Annotated in this window: 17 protein-coding genes and 1 riboswitch; of the genes, 9 read left to right on the top strand and 8 right to left on the bottom strand. The window is 73.2% G+C overall.

The window, feature by feature from the left end; translation table 11 throughout:
- The first annotated feature begins 78 nt into the window (after positions 1–78).
- From HW837_RS04780 to HW837_RS04795, 4 genes are all read left to right on the top strand, one after another.
- Positions 79–720, top strand: coding sequence for a TetR/AcrR family transcriptional regulator (locus HW837_RS04780; RefSeq protein WP_193381872.1), 642 nt, complete (start codon positions 79–81; stop codon positions 718–720).
- A 231-nt stretch (positions 721–951) separates the two neighbouring features.
- Positions 952–2,409, top strand: coding sequence for an APC family permease (locus tag HW837_RS04785; protein WP_093790513.1), 1,458 nt, complete (start codon positions 952–954; stop codon positions 2,407–2,409).
- Between the two features lie 73 nt (positions 2,410–2,482).
- Positions 2,483–3,973, top strand: a complete 1,491-nt coding sequence (locus HW837_RS04790; protein ID WP_193382318.1) for an aldehyde dehydrogenase — start codon at positions 2,483–2,485, stop codon at positions 3,971–3,973.
- Entirely contained in the window at positions 3,970–4,713 is a 744-nt protein-coding gene (locus HW837_RS04795; RefSeq protein ID WP_045559994.1) for a gamma-glutamyl-gamma-aminobutyrate hydrolase family protein, read from the top strand. The genes HW837_RS04790 and HW837_RS04795 overlap by 4 nt, the downstream gene beginning before the upstream one ends.
- Here the strand turns inward: HW837_RS04795 and cobN are convergent.
- On the bottom strand, positions 4,671–8,303 hold the full coding sequence (gene cobN, locus HW837_RS04800; RefSeq protein ID WP_193381874.1) for a cobaltochelatase subunit CobN: 3,633 nt from the start codon (positions 8,301–8,303) through the stop codon (positions 4,671–4,673). The genes HW837_RS04795 and cobN overlap by 43 nt on opposite strands.
- Before the next feature lie 75 nt (positions 8,304–8,378).
- A riboswitch (cobalamin riboswitch) is annotated at positions 8,379–8,509 on the bottom strand.
- A gap of 80 nt (positions 8,510–8,589) precedes the next feature.
- Between cobN and cobG the strand changes: the two genes are divergently transcribed.
- The 3 genes from cobG to HW837_RS04815 all read left to right on the top strand — a co-directional run bounded on the left by cobG (position 8,590) and on the right by HW837_RS04815 (position 12,186).
- Positions 8,590–9,951, top strand: coding sequence for a precorrin-3B synthase (cobG, locus tag HW837_RS04805; protein ID WP_193381899.1), 1,362 nt, complete (start codon positions 8,590–8,592; stop codon positions 9,949–9,951).
- Positions 9,952–10,066: 115 nt separating this feature from the next.
- Positions 10,067–10,699, top strand: coding sequence for a precorrin-8X methylmutase (locus HW837_RS04810; RefSeq protein WP_193381875.1), 633 nt, complete (start codon positions 10,067–10,069; stop codon positions 10,697–10,699).
- A complete protein-coding gene (locus HW837_RS04815) occupies positions 10,696–12,186 on the top strand; it encodes a precorrin-2 C(20)-methyltransferase (protein WP_045559990.1) in 1,491 nt (496 codons plus the stop codon). The genes HW837_RS04810 and HW837_RS04815 overlap by 4 nt, the downstream gene beginning before the upstream one ends.
- A 63-nt stretch (positions 12,187–12,249) precedes the next feature.
- Here HW837_RS04815 and HW837_RS04820 read toward each other — a convergent pair whose 3' ends face one another.
- Entirely contained in the window at positions 12,250–12,996 is a 747-nt protein-coding gene (locus tag HW837_RS04820; RefSeq protein ID WP_045559989.1) for a cobalt-precorrin-6A reductase, read from the bottom strand.
- A gap of 18 nt (positions 12,997–13,014) precedes the next feature.
- Between HW837_RS04820 and HW837_RS04825 the strand changes: the two genes are divergently transcribed.
- Positions 13,015–14,166: a cobalt-precorrin-5B (C(1))-methyltransferase gene (locus tag HW837_RS04825; protein ID WP_193381876.1), complete on the top strand. Its 1,152-nt coding sequence runs from the start codon at positions 13,015–13,017 to the stop codon at positions 14,164–14,166.
- A 174-nt stretch (positions 14,167–14,340) separates the two neighbouring features.
- Here HW837_RS04825 and HW837_RS04830 read toward each other — a convergent pair whose 3' ends face one another.
- The 6 genes from HW837_RS04830 to HW837_RS04855 all read right to left on the bottom strand — a co-directional run bounded on the left by HW837_RS04830 (position 14,341) and on the right by HW837_RS04855 (position 21,932).
- Positions 14,341–15,348 (bottom strand): ABC transporter substrate-binding protein, encoded by a 1,008-nt coding sequence (locus tag HW837_RS04830; RefSeq protein WP_193381877.1) that lies wholly within the window; start codon positions 15,346–15,348, stop codon positions 14,341–14,343.
- A gap of 32 nt (positions 15,349–15,380) precedes the next feature.
- Complete coding sequence (locus tag HW837_RS04835; RefSeq protein ID WP_045559986.1) at positions 15,381–16,148, bottom strand: ABC transporter ATP-binding protein; 768 nt, start codon at positions 16,146–16,148, stop codon at positions 15,381–15,383.
- Between the two features lie 2 nt (positions 16,149–16,150).
- Positions 16,151–17,206: a FecCD family ABC transporter permease gene (locus HW837_RS04840; protein WP_045559985.1), complete on the bottom strand. Its 1,056-nt coding sequence runs from the start codon at positions 17,204–17,206 to the stop codon at positions 16,151–16,153.
- A 485-nt stretch (positions 17,207–17,691) separates the two neighbouring features.
- Positions 17,692–18,441, bottom strand: a complete 750-nt coding sequence (cobM, locus tag HW837_RS04845) for a precorrin-4 C(11)-methyltransferase (RefSeq protein WP_193381878.1) — start codon at positions 18,439–18,441, stop codon at positions 17,692–17,694.
- Positions 18,438–19,721: a bifunctional cobalt-precorrin-7 (C(5))-methyltransferase/cobalt-precorrin-6B (C(15))-methyltransferase gene (locus HW837_RS04850; protein ID WP_045559983.1), complete on the bottom strand. Its 1,284-nt coding sequence runs from the start codon at positions 19,719–19,721 to the stop codon at positions 18,438–18,440. The genes cobM and HW837_RS04850 overlap by 4 nt, the downstream gene beginning before the upstream one ends.
- Positions 19,722–19,850: 129 nt before the next feature.
- Complete coding sequence (locus tag HW837_RS04855) at positions 19,851–21,932, bottom strand: SpoIIE family protein phosphatase (RefSeq protein WP_193381879.1); 2,082 nt, start codon at positions 21,930–21,932, stop codon at positions 19,851–19,853.
- 233 nt (positions 21,933–22,165) lie between these two features.
- Here HW837_RS04855 and HW837_RS04860 point away from each other — a divergent pair, with 233 nt between their 5' ends.
- On the top strand, positions 22,166–25,204 hold the full coding sequence (locus HW837_RS04860; protein WP_234442667.1) for an MGH1-like glycoside hydrolase domain-containing protein: 3,039 nt from the start codon (positions 22,166–22,168) through the stop codon (positions 25,202–25,204).
- The last annotated feature ends 69 nt before the right edge of the window (positions 25,205–25,273 follow it).

Genomic DNA, 25,273 nt, shown 5'->3' on the forward strand with positions numbered 1-25,273 from the left:
GCGTCGGGGGTCCGGCGGGCCGGGCGGTGACGTCCCGCGACGGGGAGGCGCAGGTGGCGGCCGGGTAGGGTCACGCGCATGACCGACTCCGCCGACGTCCCGAAGAGCCGACGGCCACGCAAGCGCCTCCACTACGGCGAGGGGCGCGAGGCCCTGCTCAACGCCGCCGTGCGTGTGGTGGCCCGGGGCGGGCTGCGCCGGCTCACCTACCGGGCGGTCGCGGAGGAGGCGGGGGTCACCCACGGGCTCGTCGTGCACCACTTCGGTTCGCGTGACGCCCTGATCGAGGAGGCCCTCGCCCACACCATCCGCACCTCCCTGGACACCAGCTCCCTCGAACCGGGCACCGGCAGGGTCGCGGACTTCTCCACCGGGCTGTCGGAGATGGTCACGGCCGATCCGGACACCCAGGCGTTCCAGTACGAACTGCTGCTGGAGTCCCGTCGCCGGCCGGAGCTGCTGCCGCAGATCCGTGAGCTGTACGACCAGTACTTCGACGCCGCCCAGCGCGAGCTGGGCCGGATGCTGCCGGCCGGCGCGGACAAGGCGCTGACCCGGCTGGTCTTCGCCGCGCTCGACGGTCTCGTCCTGCACCAGCTCGTCTTCAACGAGCCGGAGGTCACGGAACGGGCCGTGGAGGAGCTGCGCGCCCTCCTGCGCCTTCTCCACGCCGACGGCGGCGACGGCAGCGACGGCAGCGACGGCGACGGGCGTGCCTAGCCTCTGACCTCGGCGTTCGCGGCCCCGGGCGTCCGGCGTCCGGGGCTTTTCGGCGTTCGCCGCACCACGGTCACACCTGCCGAAAATCTTCAGCCGACCCCTTGCCAAACGGATAGTTCGGGCCCACGATGAGGCAATTCGTTTGGGCCTAAACGAATCCGCGAATCCTCCCGCGCGATACCTCCCGCGCGAAACTCCCTCATCCCTCCCCGTCCCCGACAGGTGATCCGAGTGGACAGTCAGACGGCGGTCGCCCCGCACAGCTCGCACGATCCATCCACCGCAGGCAGGCTCAAGCCCGATTCCCTCGGCGTCCTGGGCATCCTCTTCTTCGTCCTCTCCGCCCAGGCCCCCCTGACCGGGATCGCCGGAGCCGTCCCCATCGCCGTCGTCATCGGCAACGGGGCCGGGGTCCCCGCCGCGTACATCGCGGCCGGCGTGGTGATCCTGCTGTTCTCCATCGGCTTCGTCACGATGGGCCGCCACGTCGTGGACGCGGGCGCCTTCTACACGTACATCGGCAAGGGACTGGGCCGCTCGGCCGGTTCCGGCAGCGCCGGTGTCGCGCTCTTCGCCTACTGCGCCATCCAGGCCGCGATGTACGGCCTGTACGGCGCGACGGTCAGCGGCCTCGTCGAGCACTACGCAGACGTGCGGATCGCCTGGTGGGTCTGGGCGCTGGTCACGATGGTGGTGGTCCAGGTCCTCGGCGCCGCCGGGATCGAGATGGGCGCCAAGCTGCTGGCCGTGTTCGTCCTCGCGGAGTTCAGCATCCTGATCGCCTTCGCCTTCGTGACCTTCTTCAAGGGCGGCGGCCCCGAGGGGCTCGGCCTCGCCGACAGCTTCTCGCCGGACGCGGCGCTCCAGGGCGCCCCCGGCGTGGCGCTGATGTTCGCCGTCGCGTCGATGTTCGGCTTCGAGGCGACCGCCATCTACGGCGAGGAGGCCAAGGAGCCGAGGAAGACGGTCCCGCGCGCCACCTATCTGTCGGTCGCGGTCGTCACCGGCTTCTTCGCCTTCACCTCGTGGATGCTGGTCTCCGCGCACGGCGCCTCCCGGGCCACGGCCGAGGCGGGCAAGGCGCTGGAGGGCGGCGACGCCGCGGGCTGGGTCTTCGCGCCGATCGCCGCCGAGTTCGGCGCCTGGACCGGCGACGTCCTGCCCGTCCTGCTGGCCACCTCGCTGTTCGCCGGCATCCTGGCGTTCCACAACTCCGCCAACCGCTACCTGTTCTCCCTCGGCCGCGAGGGCCTGCTGCCGCGCGGACTGACCACGCTGAACGGGCGCCACTCCCCCTGGGCGGCGGGCGTCGTCCAGACGGTGATCGCGGCCGCCCTGGTCATGCCGTTCGCGCTGCTGGGCAAGGACCCCGTGCTCACGCTGTTCTCCTGGTTCAGCGGGGTGGCCGTCCTGGCGATGATGCTGCTGTACTTCCTGACCTCGGTCTCCGTGATCGTCTTCTTCCGCCGCACCCGCGCCGACACCCGGCCCTGGAACACCCTGATCGCGCCGGTCCTCGGCGCGCTCGGCATCGCCTGGGCGATCTGGCTGATCATCGAGAACTTCACCACGCTCATCGGCGGCGACCGGACCACCGCCCTGTGGCTGCAACTGACCGTTCCCGCGGTGCTGGTCCTCGGGCTCGTCGTGGCACGGCTGACCCGGGGCGCCCGGGCCGCCACGGACTGACCACCGGCGCCCGACACACCCGTCCGCGCCACCGCCACCGCCCGCCCCCGCCAGGACAAGAAGAGGAGAGCCGATGCCCGCCCCCGCCCACGACGCCCTGCTCCGTCGCGCCGAGGAACTGGAGCTGCCCGACCGGCACCACATCGACGGAAAGGACGAGCCGGGCGGGGGCGCCTCCTTCGCCGTCGTGTCGCCCCGCGACGGGCGGACCCTCATCGAGGTCGCCGGCGCCGGGAGCGCCGAGGTCGACCTGGCCGTGGCCGCCGCCCGCCGCGCCTTCGACACCGGCCCCTGGCCCCGGCTGGCCCCCGCCGACCGCGGCCGGACGCTCCTGCGCGTCGCCGAACTCCTGGAGGAACAGCGGGAGAAGCTCGCCCTGACCATCACCCTGGAGATGGGCAAGCCGTACACGGAGGCGCACGACATCGAACTGCGGGCGGCGATCACCACCTTCCGCTGGTACGGCCAGCTGGCCGACAAACTCACCGACGAGTCGCCCCACACCGCCCCCGACGCGCTGGCCCTGGTCACCCGGGAACCCGCCGGTGTCGTAGGCGCGGTGGTGCCCTGGAACTTCCCCCTCACCCTGGCCAGCTGGAAGGTCGCCCCGGCGCTGGCGGCCGGCTGCACGGTCGTGCTGAAGCCGTCCGAGAACTCCCCGTTGTCCGCTCTGCTGCTCGGCCGGATCGCCACCGAGGCGGGACTGCCACCGGGCGTCCTCAACGTCGTCACCGGCGACGGACCGACGGCCGGACGCGCCCTCGGGCTCCACCCCGGCGTGGACGTCCTGGCGTTCACCGGGTCCACGGCCGTCGGGCGGCACTTCCTGCGCTACGCCGCCGACTCCAACCTCAAGCGCGTCTGGCTGGAGCTGGGCGGCAAGTCGCCGAACATCATCCTTCCCGACGCCCCCGACCTGGAGAAGGCCGCCGCGACGGCGGCCTGGGGCATCTTCTTCAACCAGGGCGAGATGTGCACCGCGCCCTCCCGGCTCCTGGTGCACTCCTCCGTCGCCGAACGCGTCACGGAGGCGATCGTCGCCCGCGCCCGGGAGCTGCGCGTCGGCGACCCGCTCGACCCGGACACCGAGATGGGCGCCCTGGTCGGCGAGGACCACCTGGAGCGCGTGCGGGACCATGTCGCCACCGGCCTGACCGAGGGTGCCCGCCTGCGCGCGGGCGGCTCCCGGACCCGCGCCGAAACGGGCGGCAGCTATCTGGAGCCCACCGTCTTCGACCGGGTGGACCCCGGGATGCGGCTGGCCCGCGAGGAGATCTTCGGCCCGGTCCTGTCCGTGCTCACCTTCGACGACCTCGACGAAGCCGTGCGGCTGGCCAACGCCACCGAGTACGGACTCGCCGCCGGCCTGTGGACCTCCGACCTGACCACCGCCCACCGCGTCTCGCGTGCGCTCAGGGCCGGAACGGTGTGGGTCAACTGTTACGAGGAGGGCGACCTGACCGTGCCGTTCGGCGGCATGAAGCAGTCGGGCAACGGCCGGGACAAGTCCGCCCACGCCCTGGAGAAGTACACCGAGCTGAAGACGACCTGGATCCAGCTGTGACCCGGCCCCTGATCGCGATCCCCGCCCGCTTCGCCGCCACGACGTCCGCGCTTCGGTACGCCGCCGAGGTCAACGCCCGCGCGCTGGTCGAGGCCGTGTGGCGGGCGGGCGGTGAACCCGCGAGCATCCACCCGGTGGCCGACGGCGACGTGGCCGAGCGCCTCGCCCGCTTCGACGGCGTGCTGCTGCCCGGCGGCGGCGACCTCGCCCCGCACCGCTACGGCGCCACCGACACCCACGCCGGCGTCTACGACGTCGACGAGGTGCAGGACGACTTCGACCTCGGCGTCGCCCGCACCGCCCTGCACGCGGGCATCCCGCTGCTGGCGGTCTGCCGGGGCCTCCAGGTCGTCAACGTCGCCCTCGGCGGCACCCTGGAACAGGACATGGGCGGCCCGGAACACGAACACCGCCACCTCGTGCACCCGGTGGCGCTCCGGCGCGGCACCCTGCTGGAGCAGGCCGCCGGAGCACAGAAGGCGGAGGTGTCCTGCTACCACCACCAGCGGGTGGACCGACTCGGCGAGGGTCTGGAGGTCACCGCCCGCGCCGCCGACGGCACGGTGGAAGGACTGGAACTCCCGGGCTCCCCCGGCTGGTTCACCGCCGTGCAGTGGCACCCCGAGGACACGGCCGAAGAGGACCCCGTGCAGCAGGCCCTCTTCGACACCCTCGTCCGGGCCGCCGGTGCCCGGCGTCAGTCCTCGCCGCCCTCCAGATCGCCCTCGGTCTCCAGGTAGACCTGGCGCAGCCCTTCCAGCACCGCCGGGTCGGGCTTCTCCCACATCCCGCGCGACTCCGCCTCCAGCAGCCGCTCGGCGATGCCGTGCAGGGCCCAGGGGTTGGCCTGCTGGAGGAACTCGCGGTTGGTCTCGTCCAGGACGTAGGTCTCGGTGAGCTTGTCGTACATCCAGTCGGCGATCACGCCGGTGGTGGCGTCGTAGCCGAACAGGTAGTCGACGGTGGCGGCGAGTTCGAAGGCGCCCTTGTAGCCGTGGCGGCGCATCGCCTCGATCCACTTGGGGTTGACGACGCGGGCGCGGAACACCCGGGACGTCTCCTCGACGAGGGTGCGGGTGCGGACCGTCTCGGGCCGGGTGGAGTCGCCGATGTACGCCTCGGGGGCCGTGCCGCGCAGCGCGCGCACGGTGGCCACCATGCCTCCGTGGTACTGGAAGTAGTCGTCGGAGTCGGCGATGTCGTGCTCGCGGGTGTCGGTGTTCTTCGCGGCCACCTCGATCCGCTTGTACGCGGTCTCCATCTCCTCGCGGGCCGGACGGCCGTCCAGCTCCCGGCCGTAGGCGTAGCCGCCCCAGACCGTGTAGACCTCGGCGAGGTCGGCGTCGGTGCGCCAGTCGCGGGAGTCGATGAGCTGGAGCAGTCCGGCGCCGTACGTGCCGGGGCGGGAGCCGAAGATCCGGGTGGTGGCCCGGCGTTCGTCGCCGTGGGAGGCGAGGTCCGCCTGGACGTGCGCCCGGACGTGGTTGGCCTCGGCCGGTTCGTCGAGCGACGCGGCGAGACGTACGGCGTCGTCGAGCAGCCCGATGGTGTGCGGGAACGCGTCCCGGAAGAAGCCCGAGATGCGCAGGGTGACGTCGATACGGGGACGGCCCAACTCCTCGGCCGGGATGGCCTCCAGGCCGGTCACGCGGCGGGAGGCGTCGTCCCAGACGGGGCGGACGCCGAGCAGGGCGAGGGCCTCGGCGACGTCGTCGCCCGCCGTGCGCATCGCGCTCGTACCCCACAGCGACAGCCCGACCGAGGTGGGCCATTCGCCGTTGTCGGCGCGGTAGCGCTCCAGCAGGGAGTCGGCGAGGGCCTGGCCGGTCTCCCAGGCGAGGCGGGAGGGGACGGCCTTGGGGTCGACGGAGTAGAAGTTCCGGCCCGTCGGCAGGACGTTGACCAGGCCGCGCAGCGGGGAGCCGGAGGGGCCCGCCGGGACGAAGCCGCCGTTGAGGGCGTGGACCACGTGGTGGAGTTCGGCGGTGGTGGCCTCCAGACGCGGGACGACCTCGCGGGCGGCGAACTCCAGGATGGCGGTGACCTGTTCGCCGTGCTCGTCGGGGACGGAGTCGGGGTCCCAGCCCAGCTCCTCCATCCGCTCGACCAGCGCGCGGGCCTTGGCCTCGGCCTCGTCGGCGGTGACACGGGTGGCGGCGGACTCGTCGAGGCCGAGCGCCTCGCGCAGGCCGGGCAGGGCCTGGGTGCCGCCCCAGATCTGGCGGGCGCGCAGGATGGCGAGGACGAGGTTGACGCGGTCGGCGTCCGCCGGGGGGTTGCCGAGGACGTGCAGCCCGTCGCGGATCTGGGCGTCCTTGACCTCGCAGAGCCAGCCGTCGACGTGCAGCAGGAAGTCGTCGAAGCCGTCGTCCTCGGGGCGGTCGTCCAGGCCCAGGTCGTGGTCGAGCTTGGCGGCCTGGATGAGGGTCCAGATCTGGGCGCGGATCGCGGGCAGCTTCGCCGGGTCCATGGAGGAGATCTGGGCGTACTCGTCGAGGAGTTGCTCCAGGCGCGCGATGTCGCCGTAGGAGTCGGCGCGGGCCATCGGCGGCACGAGGTGGTCGACGAGGGTGGCGTGGACGCGGCGCTTGGCCTGGGTGCCCTCGCCCGGGTCGTTGACCAGGAACGGGTAGATCAGGGGCAGGTCGCCGAGGGCGGCGTCGGGGCCGCAGGCGGCGGAGAGGCCCGCGTTCTTGCCGGGCAGCCACTCCAGGTTGCCGTGCTTGCCCAGGTGGATCATCGCGTCGGCGCCGAAACCGCCGTCGTCGGCGCGGGCCGCGATCCAGCGGTAGGCGGCCAGGTAGTGGTGCGAGGGCGGCAGATCGGGGTCGTGGTAGATCGCGATCGGGTTCTCGCCGAAGCCGCGCGGCGGCTGGATGAGGATCAGCAGATTGCCGAAGCGCAGGGCCGCGAGGACGATGTCGCCCTCCGGGTTGGCGCTGCGGTCGACGAACATCTCGCCGGGCGGCGGGCCCCAGTGCTCCTCGACGGACGTGCGCAGTTCCTCGGGGAGTCCGGCGTACCAGCGGCGGTAGTCGGCGGCCGGGATCCGGACCGGGTTGCGGGCGAGCTGCTCCTCGGTGAGCCAGTCCTGGTCGTGGCCGCCCGCCTCGATGAGGGCGCGGATCAGCTCGTCGCCGTCGCCGGAGGCCAGGCCCGGCACCTCGGCGTCGGTGCCGAAGTCGTAGCCCTCCTCGCGCAGGCGGCGCAGCAGGGCGACCGCGCTGGCGGGGGTGTCCAGGCCGACCGCGTTGCCGATGCGGGAGTGCTTGGTCGGGTAGGCGGACAGGACGAGCGCGAGACGCTTGTCGGCGTTGGCGATGTGGCGAAGTCGCGCGTGGCGTACGGCGATCCCGGCTACGCGGGCGGCGCGCTCGGGGTCGGCGACATAGGCCGGCAGGCCGTCCTCGTCGATCTCCTTGAAGGAGAACGGGACGGTGATCAGGCGGCCGTCGAACTCGGGGACGGCGATCTGGCTGGCCGCGTCGAGCGGGGAGACGCCCTCGTCGCTCTCCTCCCAGGCGGAACGCGAACCGGTCAGGCACAGGGCCTGGAGGATCGGTACGTCGAGGCCGGTCAGGGCGCCCGCGTCCCAGGACTCGTCGTCGCCGCCCGCCGACGCCTCGGCGGGCTTGGTGCCGCCCGCGGCGAGGACGGTCGTGACGATGGCGTCGGCGGCGCGGAGTTCCTCGATCAGTTCGGGCTCGGGGGCCCGCAGGGAGGCCACGTACAGCGGGAGCGCGCGGGCGCCCTTCTCCTCAATCGCCTCGCACAGGGCGCCCACGAAGGCGGTGTTGCCGCTCATGTGGTGGGCCCGGTAGTAGAGCACGGCGATGGTCGGGCCGTCGGCGGTGTCGCGGGCGGTGCGCTCCAGCGGGCCCCAGGAGGGCGCGGCCGCGGGCGCGTCGAAGCCGTGGCCGGTGAGCAGGACGGTGTCGGAGAGGAAGCGGGCCAGCTGCTCCAGGTTGGCGGGGCCGCCGTGGGCGAGATAGGCGTGGGCCTCGGCGGCGATGCCGACCGGGACGGTCGAGGCGGCCATCAGCTGGGCGTCGGGCGCCTGTTCACCGGTGAGGACGACGACCGGGCGGCCGTCGGCGAGCAGCAGGTCGAGGCCGTCCTGCCAGGCGCGGATGCCACCGAGGAGGCGTACGACGACCAGGTCGGTGCCGTCGAGGAGAGCCGGGAGGTCGTCCAGCGCGAGGCGCGAGGGGTTGGCGAAGCGGTAGGGGACCGGGCCGGCGGCCGCGCGGGCGCTGAGCAGGTCGGTGTCGGACGTCGACAGGAGCAGGATGCGGGGCTGCGCGGAGCGCTCCCCGGGCGATGACTGCATGCGGCTGCTGGCCTTCCTCGGGGTCCGCGCCCCGGGCGGTGTCGAATCGGAAGTCTCCCCTGCTCGGACGGGCCGAGGGGTACGGGGAAGGGAGTTCCTGACTCGCCCGACCCTCCTGGGACGGGCTCACAGTGGCGGGACCGCGCCGGACTCACACCGGGCTTCCTCCCCTGTCGCCGTGGTGGCGTCGATGGACCGGATGATCCACCGAGCAGCATAGTAAGGGTCGCCTCAAAAGGAAGGCTGCCCCAAAAGGGCGGAGGATACGTCCGTTGTGCCGGTGGGTATGCTCGCCGCCATGTCCACGCCTCCCCCGCGTTCATCGTCCCAGGCCACAGCGGTCACACGGGACCGTGGCGACGCCTGCCCGGGGACGCTGCGGCTGCACACGGCGGACGACGGGGCGTTGGCCCGGGTCCGCGTGCCCGGCGGTGTGCTGACCGTCCGCCAGGCCGAGGCGCTCGCGGAGGCGGCAGGGCGGCTCGGGGACGGTGATCTTCACCTCACTTCCCGCGGCAATGTGCAGCTGCGCGGACTGGCCGACGGCTGCGGGGGCGAGCTGGCCGGGTCGCTGGACGCGGCGGGCCTGTTGCCGTCCGCCGGGCACGAGCGGGTGCGCAACGTCGTCGCCTCGCCGCTGTCCGGTCTCGACGGACGCGGTCTGCGCGACGTACGGCCCTGGCTGACCGCCCTGGACACCGCGCTGTGCGCGAGCGAGGCGGCGCGGCGGTTGTCGGGCCGGTTCCTGTTCGCGCTCGACGACGGGCGGGGGGACGTGGCCGCGCTGGACGCCGATGTGACGGTCCGGGCGGCCGGGGGCGACGGTGCGCTGCTGAGTCTGGGGACGGCCGGCGAGAGCCTGTCGGTGTCCGGCGAGGACGCGGCCCGGGCCGCGCTGACCGCCGCCGAGACCTTCCTTCAGGCGGCGCGGGAGAGCGGGGCGCGCGTCTGGCGTGTGACCGAACTCCCGTCCCAGGACACGCTTCTCCGCGAGGTCCGGGACCGGCTGTCGGCCGCCGGCGTCGCCACCGCGCTCCGGGTCCGTGACGAGAGCGGTACGGCCACACCCGGACCCGACGGACCATCCTCCGGACCCGAGCGACCACCTTCCGGACCCGGCGGCCCTTTGCCGGGAGCCGTCGGCGACGCCCTCTCCGTCCACGTCCCGCTCGGTCGCCTCACCCCCCTCCAGTGGCGGGAGTTGACCGCTCTCGCGGCCACGACACCCTGCCGCGAACTGCGGCTGACGCCCTGGCGCGGAGTCGTCGTCCCCGTACCGGGTCTGGGCGAGGAGCAGACGGCCGACGCGCTCGCCCGGCTCGCGGTGACCGGTCTCGTCACCGATCCCGCCTCCCCCTGGCCGCGCGTGGGCGCCTGTATCGGCCGGCCCGGCTGCGCGAAGTCCCTGGCGGACGTGCGGGCGGACGCGACCGGCAGCCTGGAGGCGGCGGGCCGCGCGGGACTCCCCCTGTACTGGTCCGGCTGCGAGCGCCGCTGCGGCCACCCCCGGGGCGAACGGATCGACGTGGTGGCGGTGGAGGGCGGCGGCTACGCGCTCTCCCGCACCGCCCCCGGCCGGAGCCCCCGCACCGCGTCCATGACGGACGCCTCCCGACTCGCCGACGCCCTGGGGGAGATCACCCCATAACGACCGAGAACCCGCACGACACGCACGACGCACACCCGAGACCACGCACCCGAGCACGCGCACGACCCGCACGAACGACCCCCGTACGACGACCGAGAGCAGCGAGAAGACCACCGTGACCACCTACGACTACGAGAAGGGCGGCCCGGCGATCTACCGGCAGTCCTTCGCCACCATCCGCGCGGAGGCGGACCTCGCGGCCCTGCCCGCCGATGTCAGCCAGGTCGCGGTCCGGATGATCCACGCCTGCGGAATGGTCGACCTGGTACGGGACTTGACGTACACCCCCGACGTGGTGGCCCGCGCCCGTGCGGCGCTGCGGGCCGGGGCGCCCATCTTCACCGACGTCAAGATGGTGGCCAGCGGGGTGACCCGCAAGCGGCTGCCCGCCGACAACGACGTGCTGTGCACGCTCTCCGACCCGGCCGTCCCCGCGCTGGCGGCGAAGCTGGGCACCACGCGCAGCGCCGCCGCGCTGGAGCTGTGGCGGGACCGGCTGGAGGGCTCGGTGGTGGCCGTGGGCAACGCGCCCACCGCGCTCTTCCGGCTGCTGGAGATGATCGACGAGGGCGCGCCCCGGCCCGCCGCCGTCATCGGTGTGCCGGTCGGCTTCGTCGGCGCCGCCGAGTCCAAGGACGCGCTGGCGGAGCATCCGTCGGGCCTGGAGCACCTCGTCGTCCGCGGCCGTCGTGGCGGGAGCGCCATCGCCGCCGCCGCGCTCAACGCGATCGCGAGTGAGGAAGAGTGAGCGGCAAGCTGTACGGGGTGGGGCTCGGCCCCGGTGACCCGTCCCTGATGACCGTCCGGGCCGTCGAGGTGATCTCCGAGGCGGACGTGATCGCGTATCACAGCGCCCGGCACGGCCGTTCCATCGCCCGCTCGATCGCGGCGAAGCATCTGCGCGCCGACCACATCGAGGAACGGCTGATGTATCCGCTGACGACGGAGACCACCGACCACCCCGGCGGCTACAAGGGTGCGATGGAGGACTTCTACGCGGAGGCGTCGGCCCGGCTCGCGGCACATCTCGACGCCGGGCGCACGGTCGCGGTCCTCGCCGAGGGCGACCCGATGTTCTACGGCTCCTACATGCACATGCACAAGCGGCTGGTCGACCGCTACGACACCGAGGTGATCCCCGGTGTCACGTCCGTGTCGGCCGCCGCGGCCCGGCTCGGCACTCCGCTCGCCGAGGGCGAGGAGGTGCTGACGATCCTGCCGGGCACCCTGCCGGAGGAGGAGCTGACCGCGCGGCTCGCCGCGACGGACGTGGCCGTGGTGATGAAGCTGGGGCGCACCTTCACCAAGGTGCGGAGCGCGCTGGAGAGTTCGGGACGGCTCGGCGAGGCCCGCTATGTGGAGCGGGCCACCATGGCCGGCGAGCGGCTCGGCGAACTGGCGGACGTGGACCCGGAGTCGGTGCCGTACTTCTCGGTGGCCGTGCTGCCCAGCCAGGTCGACGTCGAGCGGCCCGAGGCCCGGGAGCGGGGCGAAGTCGTCGTCGTCGGCACCGGGCCCGCCGGTCCGCTGTGGCTGACGCCCGAGACGCGGGGCGCGCTCGCCGCCGCCGACGACCTCGTCGGCTACACCACCTATCTGGACCGGGTGCCCCGGCGGGCGGGGCAGGTGCGGCACGGCTCGGACAACCGGGTCGAGTCGGAGCGTGCCGAGTTCGCCCTCGATCTGGCCCGGCGCGGGCGGCGGGTCGCGGTCGTCTCCGGGGGTGACCCGGGGGTCTTCGCCATGGCGACGGCGGTGCTGGAGGTCGCCGCGCAGGAGGAGTACGCGGACGTGCCGGTGCGGGTGCTGCCGGGGGTGACCGCCGCCAACGCGGCCGCCGCCCGCGCGGGGGCCCCGCTCGGCCACGACTACGCCACGATCTCCCTGTCCGACCGGCTCAAGCCGTGGGAGGTCATCGCCGAGCGGCTGCGCGCGGCGGCCTCGGCGGACCTGGTGCTCGCGCTCTACAACCCCGGTTCGCACAGCCGGACCTGGCAGGTGGGCAAGGCGCGCGAGCTGCTCCTCGAACACCGGGCGCCGGACACCCCGGTCGTGGTCGCCCGGGACGTGGGCGGCTCCGGCGAGCGGGTGCGGATCGTACGGCTGGCGGACCTGGACCCGGCCGAGGTCGACATGCGCACGATCCTGCTGGTCGGTTCCTCCCAGACCCGGGCGGTCCGGCGCGGGGACGGCGAGCAGATCGTGTGGACGCCCCGCCGGTATCCGGAGGCGTGAGCGGGACGAGGACGTGCGGCGGGCGGACGTGAGCGGGGCGGGAGCGCGTGCGGCGGACGGGCGTCAGCGGGCGTGGAGGCGCTCGGCCACCCATCGGGCCGCCGCCTCCGGGTCCGCCACCACGGGGACGTCCTCGGGCACGGGCGGCCTGCGCACCACGACCACGGGGAGCCCCGCCTCGCGCGCGGCGGTCAGCTTGGGCGCGGTCGCCGCTCCCCCGCTGTCCTTCGTCACGACGACGTCGACGCGGTGGCGGCGCAGCAGCTCCCGCTCCCCGTCGAGGGTGAACGGGCCCCGGTCGAGCAGCACCTCGGTCCGGGCCGGGTACGGGGCCTCGGGCGGGTCGACGGACCGGACGAGGAACCACAGGTCGTCCAGGGCGGCGAACGCGGCCAGGCCCATGCGCCCGGTGGTGAGGAACACCCGCCGCCCGAGCGTGGGCAGCAGCCGCGCGGCCTCCGTCAGGGAGCCGGCGTCGTGCCAGTCGTCGCCGGGGCCCGGGGCCCAGCCGGGCCTGCGCAGCGCGAGCAGGGGAACATGGGTGGTGGCGGCCGCCCGTGCCGCGTGGAAACTCATGGTCCCGGCGAAAGGATGCGTGGCGTCGATGAACGCGTCCACCCCGTGCTCGCGCAGCCAGGCCGCCAGCCCCTCGGCCCCGCCGAAGCCGCCGACGCGGACCTCGCCCGGGGGCAGCCGGGGGCTGGCGACCCGTCCGGCGAGGGAGCTGGTCAGGCGGACGCCCGGGATGGCGTGCAGCAGTTCGGCCAGACGGCGGGCCTCCGTGGTTCCGCCGAGTATCAGTACGTGCATGGGAGTCCGGGTCCGTTCATGAGCGGTGACGAGAAGCAGGGTGCCGACGGGGGCGGCGGCGCGGCGAAGGGCGGTCGCGCGGCCCAACTCAAGCACACCGGTCTGCGGCACGGCTGGACGACCGGTGCGTGTGCGACGGCGGCCACGACGGCGGCGTACACCGCGCTGCTGACGGGCGAGTTCCCGGACCCGGTGACGATCACCCTGCCGAAGGGACAGACCCCGGCGTTCGCGCTCGCGGCCGAGGAGCTGACCGGCGGCAGCGCGATGGCGGGGATCGTGAAGGACGCGGGCGACGACCCGGACGTCACGCACGGCGCGCTGGTCCGGGCCACGGTACGGCTGCTGCCCGCCGGGGCGGGGGTGGTCTTCCGGGCGGGCCCCGGGGTCGGCACGATCACCCGCCCCGGCCTGCCCCTGCCCGTCGGCGAACCGGCCGTGAACCCGGTCCCCCGCCAGATGATGCGGGACCACGTCGCCGAGGTCGCCGCCCGCCACGGCGGCACCGGCGACGTCGAGATCACCGTCTCCGTCGACCACGGCGAGGAGATCGCCCGCTCCACCTGGAACCCCCGTCTCGGCATCCTCGGCGGCCTGTCCATCCTCGGCACCACCGGGATCGTCGTCCCCTACTCCTGCTCGGCGTGGATCGACTCCATCCGGCGGGGCGTGGACGTGGCGCGGGCGGCCGGTCGCACGCATCTCGCCGGGTGCACGGGGTCGACCTCGGAGCGGACGGTCGTCGCCGAGTACGCGCTGCCTGAGGACGCGCTGCTCGACATGGGCGACTTCGCGGGCGCGGTCCTGAAGTACGTGCGCCGCCACCCGGTGGACCGGCTGACCGTCTGCGGCGGCTTCGCCAAGCTCTCCAAGCTCGCCGCCGGCCATCTCGACCTGCACTCCGCCCGTTCCCAGGTCGACAAGGGTTTCCTCGCGGACCTCGCCCGCCGCGCCGGGGCCGACGAGGCTCTCGCCGCGGAGGTCGCCGGGGCCAACACCGGACTTGCCGCGCTCCAGCTCTGTCAGGCGGCCGGGGTGCCGCTCGGCGATCTGGTGGCGACGACGGCCCGCGACGAGGCCCTGGCCGTGCTGCGGGGCGCGCCCGTCGCGGTCGACGTCATCTGCATCGACCGCGCGGGCACGGTGGTGGGCCGCAGCGAGGTGCGCTGAGGCTGGGAGCTAGTGCCGCGTCAGGCAACGTTTGCCCGTCAAGGAGCGGCGTCCGGTGCGTGCTCTCGGTGTGCCGGCCGAAAGCCCTCGTACTGGATGTACTTGGGTTTTCGGCCGGTGCGGCGAGAGGGCGTGCCGGGCGTCGCGACGGGGCGAACGTTGCCTGACGCGGCACTAGCCCTTCGCGACGGTGCGCAGGTAGGCGCCGAGGCGGGCGACGGCCGACGGGTTGCGGGGGCTCTCGACGAGGTCGACGTAGTCGAGGACGAAGATCCGCTTGTGCCTGATCGCGGAGACGTCGCGCAGCGGGGCGTAGGAGAGGAGGAACTTCTTCTTCTGCTCGGCGCTGACGTCGCCGTAGTCGCAGATCACGATGGCGTCCGGGTTCCGCTGGACGACGCTCTCCCAGCCGACGGTGGTCCAGGAGTCCTCGACGTCGTGCATGACGTTGACGCCGCCGGCCTCGGTGATGATCTGTTCGGGGGCGGCGTAGCGGCCTGAGGTGAAGGGCTGGTCCTGGCCGCTGTCGTAGAGGAAGACCTTGGGCTTCTTCGCGGGTGCCTGCGCGCGCACGCCGGCGATCTGCTTCCTGAAGTCGGCGATCAGCGTGGCCGCCCGCTGCTCGACGCCGAACAGTTTCCCGAGGTTGGTGAGGTCGGTGTAGAGGGCGTCGAGGGGCGGCATGATGCCGCGCGAGGTCCCGGTCCGCCCGTTGCGGCAGGACTCGGTGAGGATGTACGAGGGGACGCCGAGCTTCTCCAGGGCGTCCGGGGTGAAGCCGGCGTCCTCGCGGAAGCCGTAGTTCCAGCCGGCGAAGACGAGGTCGGCCCTGGCGTCGAGGACGTTCTCCTTGGTCAGCTGGTCCTTCGACAGCCACTTCACCTCGTCGTAGCCGTCCTTCCAGGGCACCCCGCTCAGATCGCCCTTGTCGTCGGGCATGGCGAACCCGGCCATGCGGTCCTCCAGACCGAGGGCGAACATCAGCTCGGTGATGCCGACGTCGTTGGTGACGACGCGCTCGGGGACCTTGTCGAAGGTGATCTCGCGGCCGCAGTTGGTGAGGGTGACCGCCTTCCCGGCGGACCGGGCTCCGGCGTCGTCGGACGGTTCGACGGTCGCGCCGCAGCCGGTGGCGGTGACGGTCGCGGCGAGGCAGAGGGCGGCGGCGAGCAGCTTGCGCATGAGGGTCCTCGGGGAGGGAGTGGTCGGGGGTGTCAGGCGGTGGGCGGGAGCAGGTCGAACAGGAGTTGGACGGCACCGGTCTCCGGGTGCCGTACGGGGTGGGCGCGGACCCCGAACACCTCGGCGAGCAGGTCGGGGCGCAGGACGTCGTGGGGCGGGCCGGAGTCGACGATCCGGCCGCCCGCGATCACGTACAGGACGTCGCAGTGCGCGGCGGCGAGGTTGAGGTCGTGCAGGGCGGCGAGCACGGTGACGCCGCTGTCGCGGACCAGGGACAGCACGTCCAGCTGGTGGGCGATGTCCAGGTGGTTGGTGGGTTCGTCGAGGACGAGCACCCGCGGCTGCTGGGCGAGGGCGCGGGCGAGCAGGACGCGCTGCTTCTCGCCGCCGGACAGGGCCGGGAACCCCCGGTCGGCGAGATGGTCCACGCCCGTGCGGCTCATGGCCCGCGCACAGATCTCCGCGTCGGAGGCGGCCGTCCGGTCCCGGTGCGGCAGCCGGCCCATGGCGACCACCTCGGCGACGGTGAAGTCGAACTCGGCGGTCGACTCCTGCGGCAGCGCGGCCAGCAGCCGGGCGGCGTGCCGCGCCGGCATGGCGTGCGCGTCGTCCCCGTCCAGCCGCACCGCGCCGGCGGCCGGGCGCAGCGCCCGGTAGACGCACCGCAGGAGGGTGGACTTGCCGCTGCCGTTGGGGCCGACGAGCCCGACGAACGCCCCGCTCGCGGCGGTGAGCCGGATGTCGTCGACGAGCCGGGCGCCCGCGGCCTCGACCGTCACGCCGTCGATGTCGAGTCGCATGGTCAGCGGCCTCCGAACGCGTAGCCGCCGCGCCGCATCAGCAGCAGGAAGGCGGGGACCCCCACCACGGCGGTGACGACCCCGACGGGCAGTTCGGCGGGGGCGAGCAGCAGCCGGGAGAGCACATCCGCCCACACCAGCAGCACGGCGCCGACGAGCGGGGCCACCGCCAGCACCCGGCGGTGGTCGGCGCCGACCAGCATCCGCACGACGTGCGGCACCATCAGCCCGACGAACCCGATGGCCCCGCTGACCGCGACCACGGTCCCGGTCACGGCGGCGGTGACGAGGAACAGCTCCCGGCGCAGCCGCTCCGGCCGGACGCCGAGCGCGGCGGAGGTCTCGTCGCCCATGGCGAGGGCGTTGAGCGACTCGGCCCGTCGCCGCAGCCACGCCCAGCCCGCCGCGACGGTCACGGCGACGATCGGCACCTGTGCCCAGGTCGCTCCGCCCAGGCTGCCGAGGAGCCACATCAGCGCCGACCGGGCCGCCTCGCCCCGGGCCGCGCCGAACACCATGACCGTGGTGACCGCCTCGAAGCCGTACGCCAGTGCCGTCCCGGTCAGGACCAGGCGCAGCGGGGTCAGTCCGTGGGGCGAGCGGGCCACGGCGTACACCAGGGCCATGGCGGCGAGCGCCGAGAGGAACGCGGAGACGGACAGCGCCCAGATCCCGAGTCCGGCGAACGCGCCGAGCAGGATGACCGCGTTGGCGCCCACCGCCGCGCCGGAGGAGATGCCGAGCACGAACGGGTCGCCGAGCGCGTTGCGCACGATCGCCTGGACGGCCACGCCGACGGCGGCGAGCCCGGCACCGACGACGGCGCCGAGCACGACCCGGGGCAGCCGGATCTCCCAGACGATGGTGTACGAGGCGGCGTCGTCGGTGTGCAGGGTCCCGCCGGTGACACCGGCCCAGAGCAGCCGCAGGACGTCCGGCCAGCCGATGCCGGCGGCGCCCAGGCCGGTGCCGGCCACGAGCGACAGCAGCAGCAGGAGTGCGAGGCCGGTCAGCAGTGGGGGCAGGGGTATTCGGCTGGGGGCGGGGCTGCGGCGCACGGTCGGGGCGGTCCTTCGCCTGGGGCCGCCTGACGGACGTCGGTCGAGGAACAGCCCGTACGGCGCGGGGGCCGTGCGGTCCCCTCTCGCAGTCCACGGCGAGCGTTCAACGGGTCGCACCACCCACGGGCGATCGGGCTCACGCGACGGCTTGCCCGGCCGTCACGCACACCGTTGCGGGTCAGCGCCGGGTTCTCACCGGACTTCCCCCGCGGGAGGCAAGGGGAGCGTAGCACCGGGGGCCGGGGCGCCTGACAGCTCGGGGGTACAGGTGCGTGGGCGACCGCGGGTGGTTCGTGGTTGCTCGCGCAGTTCCCCGCGCCCCTGAAAAGCCAGGCCCTGCGGGCCCGGAGAGCCACGGCCATGCGGGCCTGAAAAGCACGGGGCGCAGCCCCTGCTTTTCAGGGGCGCGGGGAACTGCGCGAGAAGCCCCACTCACCCGCACCCGACAACGCACCGCAACCCCCCACGCACCCCCCTCCCCCTCAACACTCGTGCCGGTCCCGCCCCGGCGAGTACAGGTGGCTGTCGCGGAACTGCGAAGCCCCCAGCGTCCGCCCGACCATGATCACAGCCGTGCGCAGCACCCCCGCCTCCTTCACCCGCCCGGCGATCTCCTCCAGCGTGCCCCGGATGATCACCTCGTCGGGCCGGGAGGCGTACGCGACGACGGCGACGGGACAGTCGGCGCCGTAGTGCGGGAGGAGTTCCTCGACGACCCGGTCCACGTAACGGACGGCCAGGTGCAGCACGATGAGCGCCCCGCTGCGGCCGAGGGTGGCGAGATCCTCGCCGTCCGGCATGGGCGTGGCCCGCTGGGCGACGCGCGTGAGGATCACGGTCTGGCCGACCGTCGGCACGGTCAGCTCCCGCTTCAGGGAGGCCGCCGCCGCGGCGAAGGCGGGCACGCCCGGCACCACCTCGTACGGCACCCCGGCCGCGTCCAGCCGCCGCATCTGCTCGGCGACCGCGCTGAACACGGAGGGGTCCCCGGAGTGCAGCCGGGCCACGTCGTGGCCCTCCTCGTGCGCACGGACCAGTTCGGTGGTGATCTGGTCCAGGTCGAGCCGGGCGGTGTCGACGAGTCGGGCGTCCGGCGGGCATTCGGCGAGCAGTTCGCGGGGGACGAGGCTGCCGGCGTACAGGCAGACCTCGCAGGCGGCGAGCCGGCGGGCGCCACGGACCGTGATCAGGTCGGCGGCGCCGGGGCCGGCGCCGATGAAGTACACGGTCATCTGTCTGCCTCCGAAGCGGTGTCGCGGGGGTCGAGGGGGGCGAAGGGTCTGCGGGCCGCCCACTGGGTCACCGGCATGGCCTGCCGCCATCCGGTGAAGCCGCCCACGGGCACGGCCTGCGCCACCGCGAGCCGTACCAGTTCGCCGCCGTGGTGGCGGTGGGCCTCGGCGAGCAGCGCCTCGGACTCCAGGGTCACGGTGTTGGCGACCAGCCGTCCCCCCGCGGGCAGCGCGGCCCAGCAGGCGTCGAGCAGGCCGGTCGCGGTGAGGCCGCCGCCGATGAACACGGCGTCCGGGCGCGGCAGTTCGGCCAGTGCGGCGGGCGCGGCCCCGGTGACGACCCGCAGTCCGGGCACGCCGAGCCGGTCGGCGTTGCGGGTGATGCGCGCGGCCCGTACGGGGTCGCGTTCGACGGTGACGGCCCGGCAGGAGGGGTGGGTGCGCATCCACTCGATCGCGATGGAGCCGGATCCGCCGCCGACGTCCCAGAGCAGTTCGCCGGGGGCCGGGGCGAGCGCGGCCAGGGTGGCGGCGCGCACATACCGTTTGGTGAGCTGCCCGTCGTGCTCGTACGCCTCGTCGGGCAGGCCGGGGACGGCGCCGAGCCGGAGGGCGTCCGGGGCCCGCCGGCACTCGACGGCGACGATGTTGAGGGGGTCGCCGGGCGGCCGGGGGTGCGTCCAGTCGTCGGCGGTGGCCGGGTCACCGATGCGTTCCCGTGCGCCGCCGAGCTGTTCGAGGACGCGTATCCGGCTCGGCCCGAAGCCGCGGTCCCGCAGCAGGGCGGCGACCTCGGCGGGCGTGCCGGCGTCCGCGCTCAGCACCAGCAGCCGGCGTCCGTCGTGCAGGGCGGCGGCGAGCCTCGGCGCGGGCCGCCCGACGAGCGTGACGACCTCGACGTCCTCCAGCGGCCAGCCGAGGCGGGCCGCCGCGTGGGAGACGGAGGAGGGGTGCGGCAGGACGCGCAGCCGGTCACCGGCCTCCTCGGCGAGGGCGCGGCCGATGCCGTAGAACATGGGGTCCCCGCTGGCGAGGACGGCTATCCGGCGGCCGTGGTGCGCGGCGAGCAGGGCGGGGACGGCGGGCCGCAGGGGCGAGGGCCAGGCGATCCGCTCGCCCGCGCACTCCGGGGGCAGCAGGTCGAGCTGGCGTGGGCCGCCGATCAGGACCTCGGCGTCGCGCAGGGCCTCCCGGGAGGCGTCCGGGACGCCTCGCCAGCCGTCGGCGCCGAGTCCGACGACGGTGACGGCGTACGGCGGTCCTGGTCGTGCGGGGGTCACTGCGTGCTACCTCGGCGGTTCGGGGGCGGCTCTCGGGGACGACAGAGGCGCACTCTACTGGGCGGTGACCTGCGCGCCTGTGCCCGGGGGCCGGTCGGGCGGCGGGTGCGCGGTCGCCGACGTGGCGGGTCAGGCGACCGGTGGGCACGGGCCGCCGCGTCGGGCGAGGAGCAGCGCCACGTCGTCGTTGCGTTCGTGGTCCAGGGCGCCGAGGAGCATGTCGCAGGTCTCCTCCAGGGGGAGCCTGGTGCCGTCCAGGAGTTCGAGCAGGCGTTGCAGTCCCGTCGCGACGGGCGTGGCGCGGCTCTCCACCAGGCCGTCCGTGAACAGCACGAGCAGCGCCCCCTCGGCGAGTTCCCGCTCCTCGACGGTGAACGGCACGCCCCCCACGCCGAGCGGCACCCCACCGGCGACGTCGAGGAGTTCGGCTCTGCCCCGCGGGTCGACGAGGACCGGTGGCAGGTGGCCGGCGCGGGAGAGCTGGCAGCGGCCGTGCCGGGGGTCGCAGACGACGTAGAGGCAGGTGGCCAGGGTGTCCGCGTCGCCGAGGGAGGCGGCGAGGTCGTCGAGGTGGTGCAGGAGTTCGGCCGGCGGCAGGTCGAGCCGGGCGAGGGCGCGGGTGGCGGTGCGCAGCTGGCCCATGATCGCGGCGGCGTGCACCCCCTTGCCCATGACGTCGCCGACGACGAGTCCGACCTTGCCGTCATTGAGCGGCAGCACGTCGAACCAGTCCCCGCCCACCTCGCTGATGGCGGGCACATAGCGGGAGGCGACCTCGATGCCGCCGTGCTGCGGTGGCTCCTGGGACAGCAGGCTGCGCTGGAGGGTGAGCGCGATGTCGCGTTCGCGGCCGTACAGGCGGGCGTTGTCGACGCAGATGGCGGCGCGTGCGGCCAGTTCGCCGGCGAGGGTGAGGTCCTGGTCGTCGAAGGGCCGGGGGCCGGTCGTGCGGTACAGGCTGAGCGTGCCCAGGACCTCGCCGCGTGCCACGAGCGGAACCACCAGACAGGAGTGGACGCCGGCACGACGCAGTGCCCGCGCCGCGGCCTCGTCGCGGGCGATGCGCCGGGCCGCCGCGTCGTCCACGTGCTCCAGCAGGATCGGCCGCGCTTCGCGCACGCACTGGGTGACCAGCCGGGACGAGCTGTACTGGGCGGGCTCCCCGACCGGGTCCGGGGCCTCGATCGCGTCGGTGGGACGGTTCGCCTTGAGGGCGAGCGCCCAGAAGTCGAGGGAGCCGTCCGTGCGGGGCGCGGCCGTGCCTCCGGGGTTGACCACCGCGTCCAGTACGTCGACGGCCGCGAGGTCGGCGAGGGTGGGAACGGCCACGTCGGCGAGTTCCCGTGCCGTGCGACGCAGGTCGAGCGTGGTGCCGATGCGGACGCCGGCGTCGGCGATCACCGCCAGGCGTTCGCGGGCCTCGGCGATCTCGGTCGTGGCCCGCTGCCGCTCGGAGATGTCGATGATCGCCATCGCGAGGCCCAGGACCCGGCCGTTGGCGTCCTGGATCCGGTGGTACGACTCGGAGTAGGCGTGCTCCTCGCCGTCGGCGGCCGTCCGGCCGACCGTCTGCTGGTCCAGCAGGGGCTCGCCGGTCCCGAGGACCCGCCGCATCCGTGACTCGATGGCCTCGACGTCGAGGGCGGGCAGCACCTCGCCGACGCGGCGGCCCAGTACGGCCTCCTCGGGGACGCCGTTGATGCGTTCCAGTGACGGGTTGACCCGCACCCACCGCAGATCGGTGTCGAAGACCGCGATGCCGACCGGTGACTGGCTGACCAGGATGTGGGAGAGGGCCAGGTCCCGCTCCACGTCGCGCACGGTGTCGGCGTCGGTGCCCAGGCCGAGGGCGTGGATGTCGCCGCGGGCGTCGCGCAGCTGCATGGTGCGGAACTCCACCCGGCGGGTGGTGCCGTCCTTGTGCCGTACGGGGAAGACACCGGCCCAGCGGGCACCCGTGCGTACGCGGTCGAACAGGTCGTGCGCCAGGCTCCGGTGGTCGGGGTCCACCAGCAGGACGCCCGCGTCCTGGCCCAGCGCTTCCTCGGCACTGAAGCCGAGCAGGGACTCCGCCTCGGGGCTCCACAGCACGATCCGGCCGTCGCTGCCGAGGACGAGGGCCGCCACCCGCAGCACATCCAGCAGCCCACCCGGCGCGGCGGTGACGCGGTCCTGTCCACCGCTCCCGCTCCGGGTCTCTTCCTCAGGCATACCGGGGCTCCTTCCGGCGGCGCACAGGGGTGCGCTCACCCCTTCCGCCGGGTTCCCTGTCAGTCATACCTCCCTCGGCAGGGGACCGCACGCCCGCGCGGGCATGCGGCGAACCGGCCCCGCGAACCCTTGTCACCCCTCTTGACTTCCCCCGATCAGCGCCTTTAGCGTCTGGCAGCTTTTCGAACAGTGTTCGCAATCTCGAACATTTCGAACCACCGCATGAGTGCCCAATGGAGGACACCTCTATGCGTCATCCCCGCAGACCCGAGCGCCGCGTGCTGGCCGTCCTGTGCGCCTCGGTGTTGTCCGTCGGCCTGCTGTCGGCCGGCCCGGGAGCGAGCCCGGCGCTGGCCGCCGACGACCCCGACGCGGTCGCCCTGGACAAGGACGCGATCCTCGCGGCCAACCAGCTGGACGAGCGCCAGTGGTACAAGGACAACATCCCGTTCCTGGACACCCCCGACAACGACATCGACGAGGTCTACTACTACCGGTGGAGCACCTTCAAACGGGCGCTGCGCTACACCGTCCCGGGCACGGGGTACGTGTCGACCGAGTACGACGTGCCGATCGGCTACGCCGGGAACCCGTACACCGCGCTGCCGGACGCGACCGGCTACCACCTGCTGGACGGGCGCTGGCTGCACAACCGCGACTACGCGGGCGACTACCTGGACTTCTGGCTGCGCGGGGCGGGCAACTCGGGTGCGCGCAACTTCAGCGAGTGGATCACGAGCGCCGCGTACCAGCGCTATCTCGTGACCGGTGACGCGGCGCAGATCAAGTCCGCGCTCCCCCACCTGATCGCCCTCTACAAGCGGTGGGACTCCAACTTCGACACCGACGTCACGGTCAACGGCACCCAGTCCTCCAGCGACCTGTTCCACCAGACCCCGCTGTCCGACGCCACGGAGTACACCGAGACGTCGATGCACAGCAGCAACTGGTTCAGCGGCGGCCGCGGTTACCGGCCCACGATCAACGCGTACATGTTCGCCGCCGCCCAGGCCATCAGCAAGATCTCCACGATGAACGGCGACACGGCGACCGCGAGCGAGTACGACGGCAAGGCCGCGCAGCTCAAGGCCGCCGTGCAGAACTCGCTGTGGGACCCGCAGCGGAACTTCTTCATGCAGGTCTACAACACGGACAACACCAACGGCACCCTGAAGCAGACCCGGACGACCTGGCGCGAGGCGATGGGCTACGCCCCCTGGGCGTTCAACCTCCCCGACGCGCAGTACTCGTCGGCGTGGAAGTACCTGACCGACGCCAAGCGGTTCAAGGCGCCGTTCGGGCCGACGACCCTGGAGCGGGTGCACGACTTCGAGGCCGAGCAGGCCACCGTCGTCCACGCGAACACCCACGACTCCTCCACCGCATCGAACGGCAAGTACGTCGGCCAGATCGACTTCGACGACAGCGCGGTCACCTTCACCGTGGACGCGCCCGGCAACGGCACGTACCCCGTGACGGTCCACTACGCCAACGCCACCTCCGCCACCTCGACGCACAAGGTCGTCGTGAACGGGGACACGGCCAACCCGGTCACGGTGAGCTACGCCGCCGGGGGCAGTTGGGGCCAGTTCTCGGAGTCGAAGTCCGTCACCGTGCAGGTCCCGATGAAGACCGGGGCCAACACACTGAAGTTCACCAAGGGCACGGGCTTCGCCGAGCTGGACCGGATCACCGCCAACCCGTACTTCAACTACGAGGCGATACCGGCCGAGCAGAAGCGCGACGACGCCAACTGCTGCCACTGGAACGGCCCGAGCTGGCCGTACCAGACGAGCCAGATCCTCACCGGCCTGGCGAACCTGCTCCAGGACTACCCCACGCAGAGCTTCGTCACCAAGGCCGACTACCAGACGATGCTGGCCCAGTTCGCCGACCTCCAGCACAAGGACGGCAAGCCGTACATCGCCGAGGCCGCCAACGGTGACACCGGCGACTGGATCTACGACGGGTTCAACTTCAGCGAGCACTACAACCACTCCAGCTTCAACGACCTGGTGCTCTCCGGTCTGCTGGGCATCAAGCCGCAGGCGAACAACACGCTGGTGCTCAAGCCGCTCGTCCCGTCCGGCTGGGACTGGTTCGCGGTGGAGAGCCTGCCGTACCACGGGCACACGTACTCGATCCGCTGGGACCGGGACGGCTCGCACTACGGCAAGGGCAGCGGCCTGCAGATCTTCCAGGACGGCGTGCGCATCCACCAGTCCGCGACGGTCGGCAACACCACCGTGAACGTGGCCGCCCCCGTCACCCCGGCGCAGCCCGCCCGGCTGATGAACGTGGCCGCCAACCCGCTGACCGCCGAGCAGGACTGGCTGGGCCGCACGGTCACCCAGCCGTACCCGAAGGCCTTCGCCTCCTACACCAACACCGTCTCCAACGGCCCGCACTGCCACAGCGGCCAGACCTGCAAGCCGACCACCTTCGACGCCCCGCTGCGGGCCACCGACGGCTGGATCCGCTACGACAAGATCCCCGACGACCGCTGGACCAACTCCGGCTCGCCCAACGCCACCGACCACCTCGGCGTCGACTTCGGGGCACCGCGCAAGATCAACGAGGTGAAGTTCTACACCTACGACGACGGCGCGAACATCCGCGTCCCGGCGAGCTACACCGTGCAGTACCTCAAGGACGGGGCCTGGGTGAATGTGCCCAGCCAGACGAAGAGTCCGGCCGCGCCGGTCGCGAACAACCCCAACGAGGTGACCTTCCCGACGATCACCACGTCCCAGTTCCGGGTGCTCTTCACCCCTCAGGCGGGCAAGTTCGTCGGCGTCACCGAGCTGGAGTCCTGGTACCCCGAGACACCCCGGGTGAAGATCACCAACAAGAACAGCAACCTGGAACTCGGCATCGGCGGCGCATCGATCGCCGCCGGAGGCGCCGTACAGCAGCAGACCGCCGCGAGCGGCGACAACCACTGGTGGAAGGTGGTCCCCGCCGAGAACGGCTACTACAAGATCTTCAACACCAACAGCGGTCAGGTCCTCGGCATCAAGGACGCCTCCAAGACCGCCGGGGCCACCGCGCTCCAGTGGGGTGACACCCTGACCGCCGACCATCTGTGGTCGATCGTCGACGCCGGCGGCGGCTACGCCAAGATCGTCAACAAGAACAGCGGCATGGTCCTCGGCATCCAGAACATGTCCACGTCGTCCGGGGCCCAGGCCCTGCAGTGGGACGACACCGGGACCGCCGACCATCTGTGGAAGATCGCCGCGGAGGACGGCTCCACGCCGTTCACCTCGTGAGACACCGTCCGCCGCGGCCCTCCACGGCCGCGGCGGACCCACCACACGGGCGGCGCCGAGCGCCGCCCG

This window comes from Streptomyces caniscabiei, assembly GCF_014930365.1.
GTDB classification, from domain to species: Bacteria; Actinomycetota; Actinomycetes; order Streptomycetales; family Streptomycetaceae; genus Streptomyces; species Streptomyces caniscabiei.

Coding starts and splice junctions, on each gene's coding strand:
- HW837_RS04780 (WP_193381872.1), top strand. CDS start 79: ATGACCGACTCCGCCGACGTCCCGAAGAGCCGACGGCCACGCAAGCGC.
- HW837_RS04790 (WP_193382318.1), top strand. CDS start 2,483: ATGCCCGCCCCCGCCCACGACGCCCTGCTCCGTCGCGCCGAGGAACTG.
- cobN (WP_193381874.1), bottom strand. CDS start 8,303: ATGCAGTCATCGCCCGGGGAGCGCTCCGCGCAGCCCCGCATCCTGCTC.
- cobG (WP_193381899.1), top strand. CDS start 8,590: ATGCTCGCCGCCATGTCCACGCCTCCCCCGCGTTCATCGTCCCAGGCC.
- HW837_RS04820 (WP_045559989.1), bottom strand. CDS start 12,996: ATGCACGTACTGATACTCGGCGGAACCACGGAGGCCCGCCGTCTGGCC.
- HW837_RS04825 (WP_193381876.1), top strand. CDS start 13,015: ATGAGCGGTGACGAGAAGCAGGGTGCCGACGGGGGCGGCGGCGCGGCG.
- HW837_RS04830 (WP_193381877.1), bottom strand. CDS start 15,348: ATGCGCAAGCTGCTCGCCGCCGCCCTCTGCCTCGCCGCGACCGTCACC.
- HW837_RS04835 (WP_045559986.1), bottom strand. CDS start 16,148: ATGCGACTCGACATCGACGGCGTGACGGTCGAGGCCGCGGGCGCCCGG.
- cobM (WP_193381878.1), bottom strand. CDS start 18,441: ATGACCGTGTACTTCATCGGCGCCGGCCCCGGCGCCGCCGACCTGATC.
- HW837_RS04855 (WP_193381879.1), bottom strand. CDS start 21,932: ATGCCTGAGGAAGAGACCCGGAGCGGGAGCGGTGGACAGGACCGCGTC.
- HW837_RS04860 (WP_234442667.1), top strand. CDS start 22,166: ATGGAGGACACCTCTATGCGTCATCCCCGCAGACCCGAGCGCCGCGTG.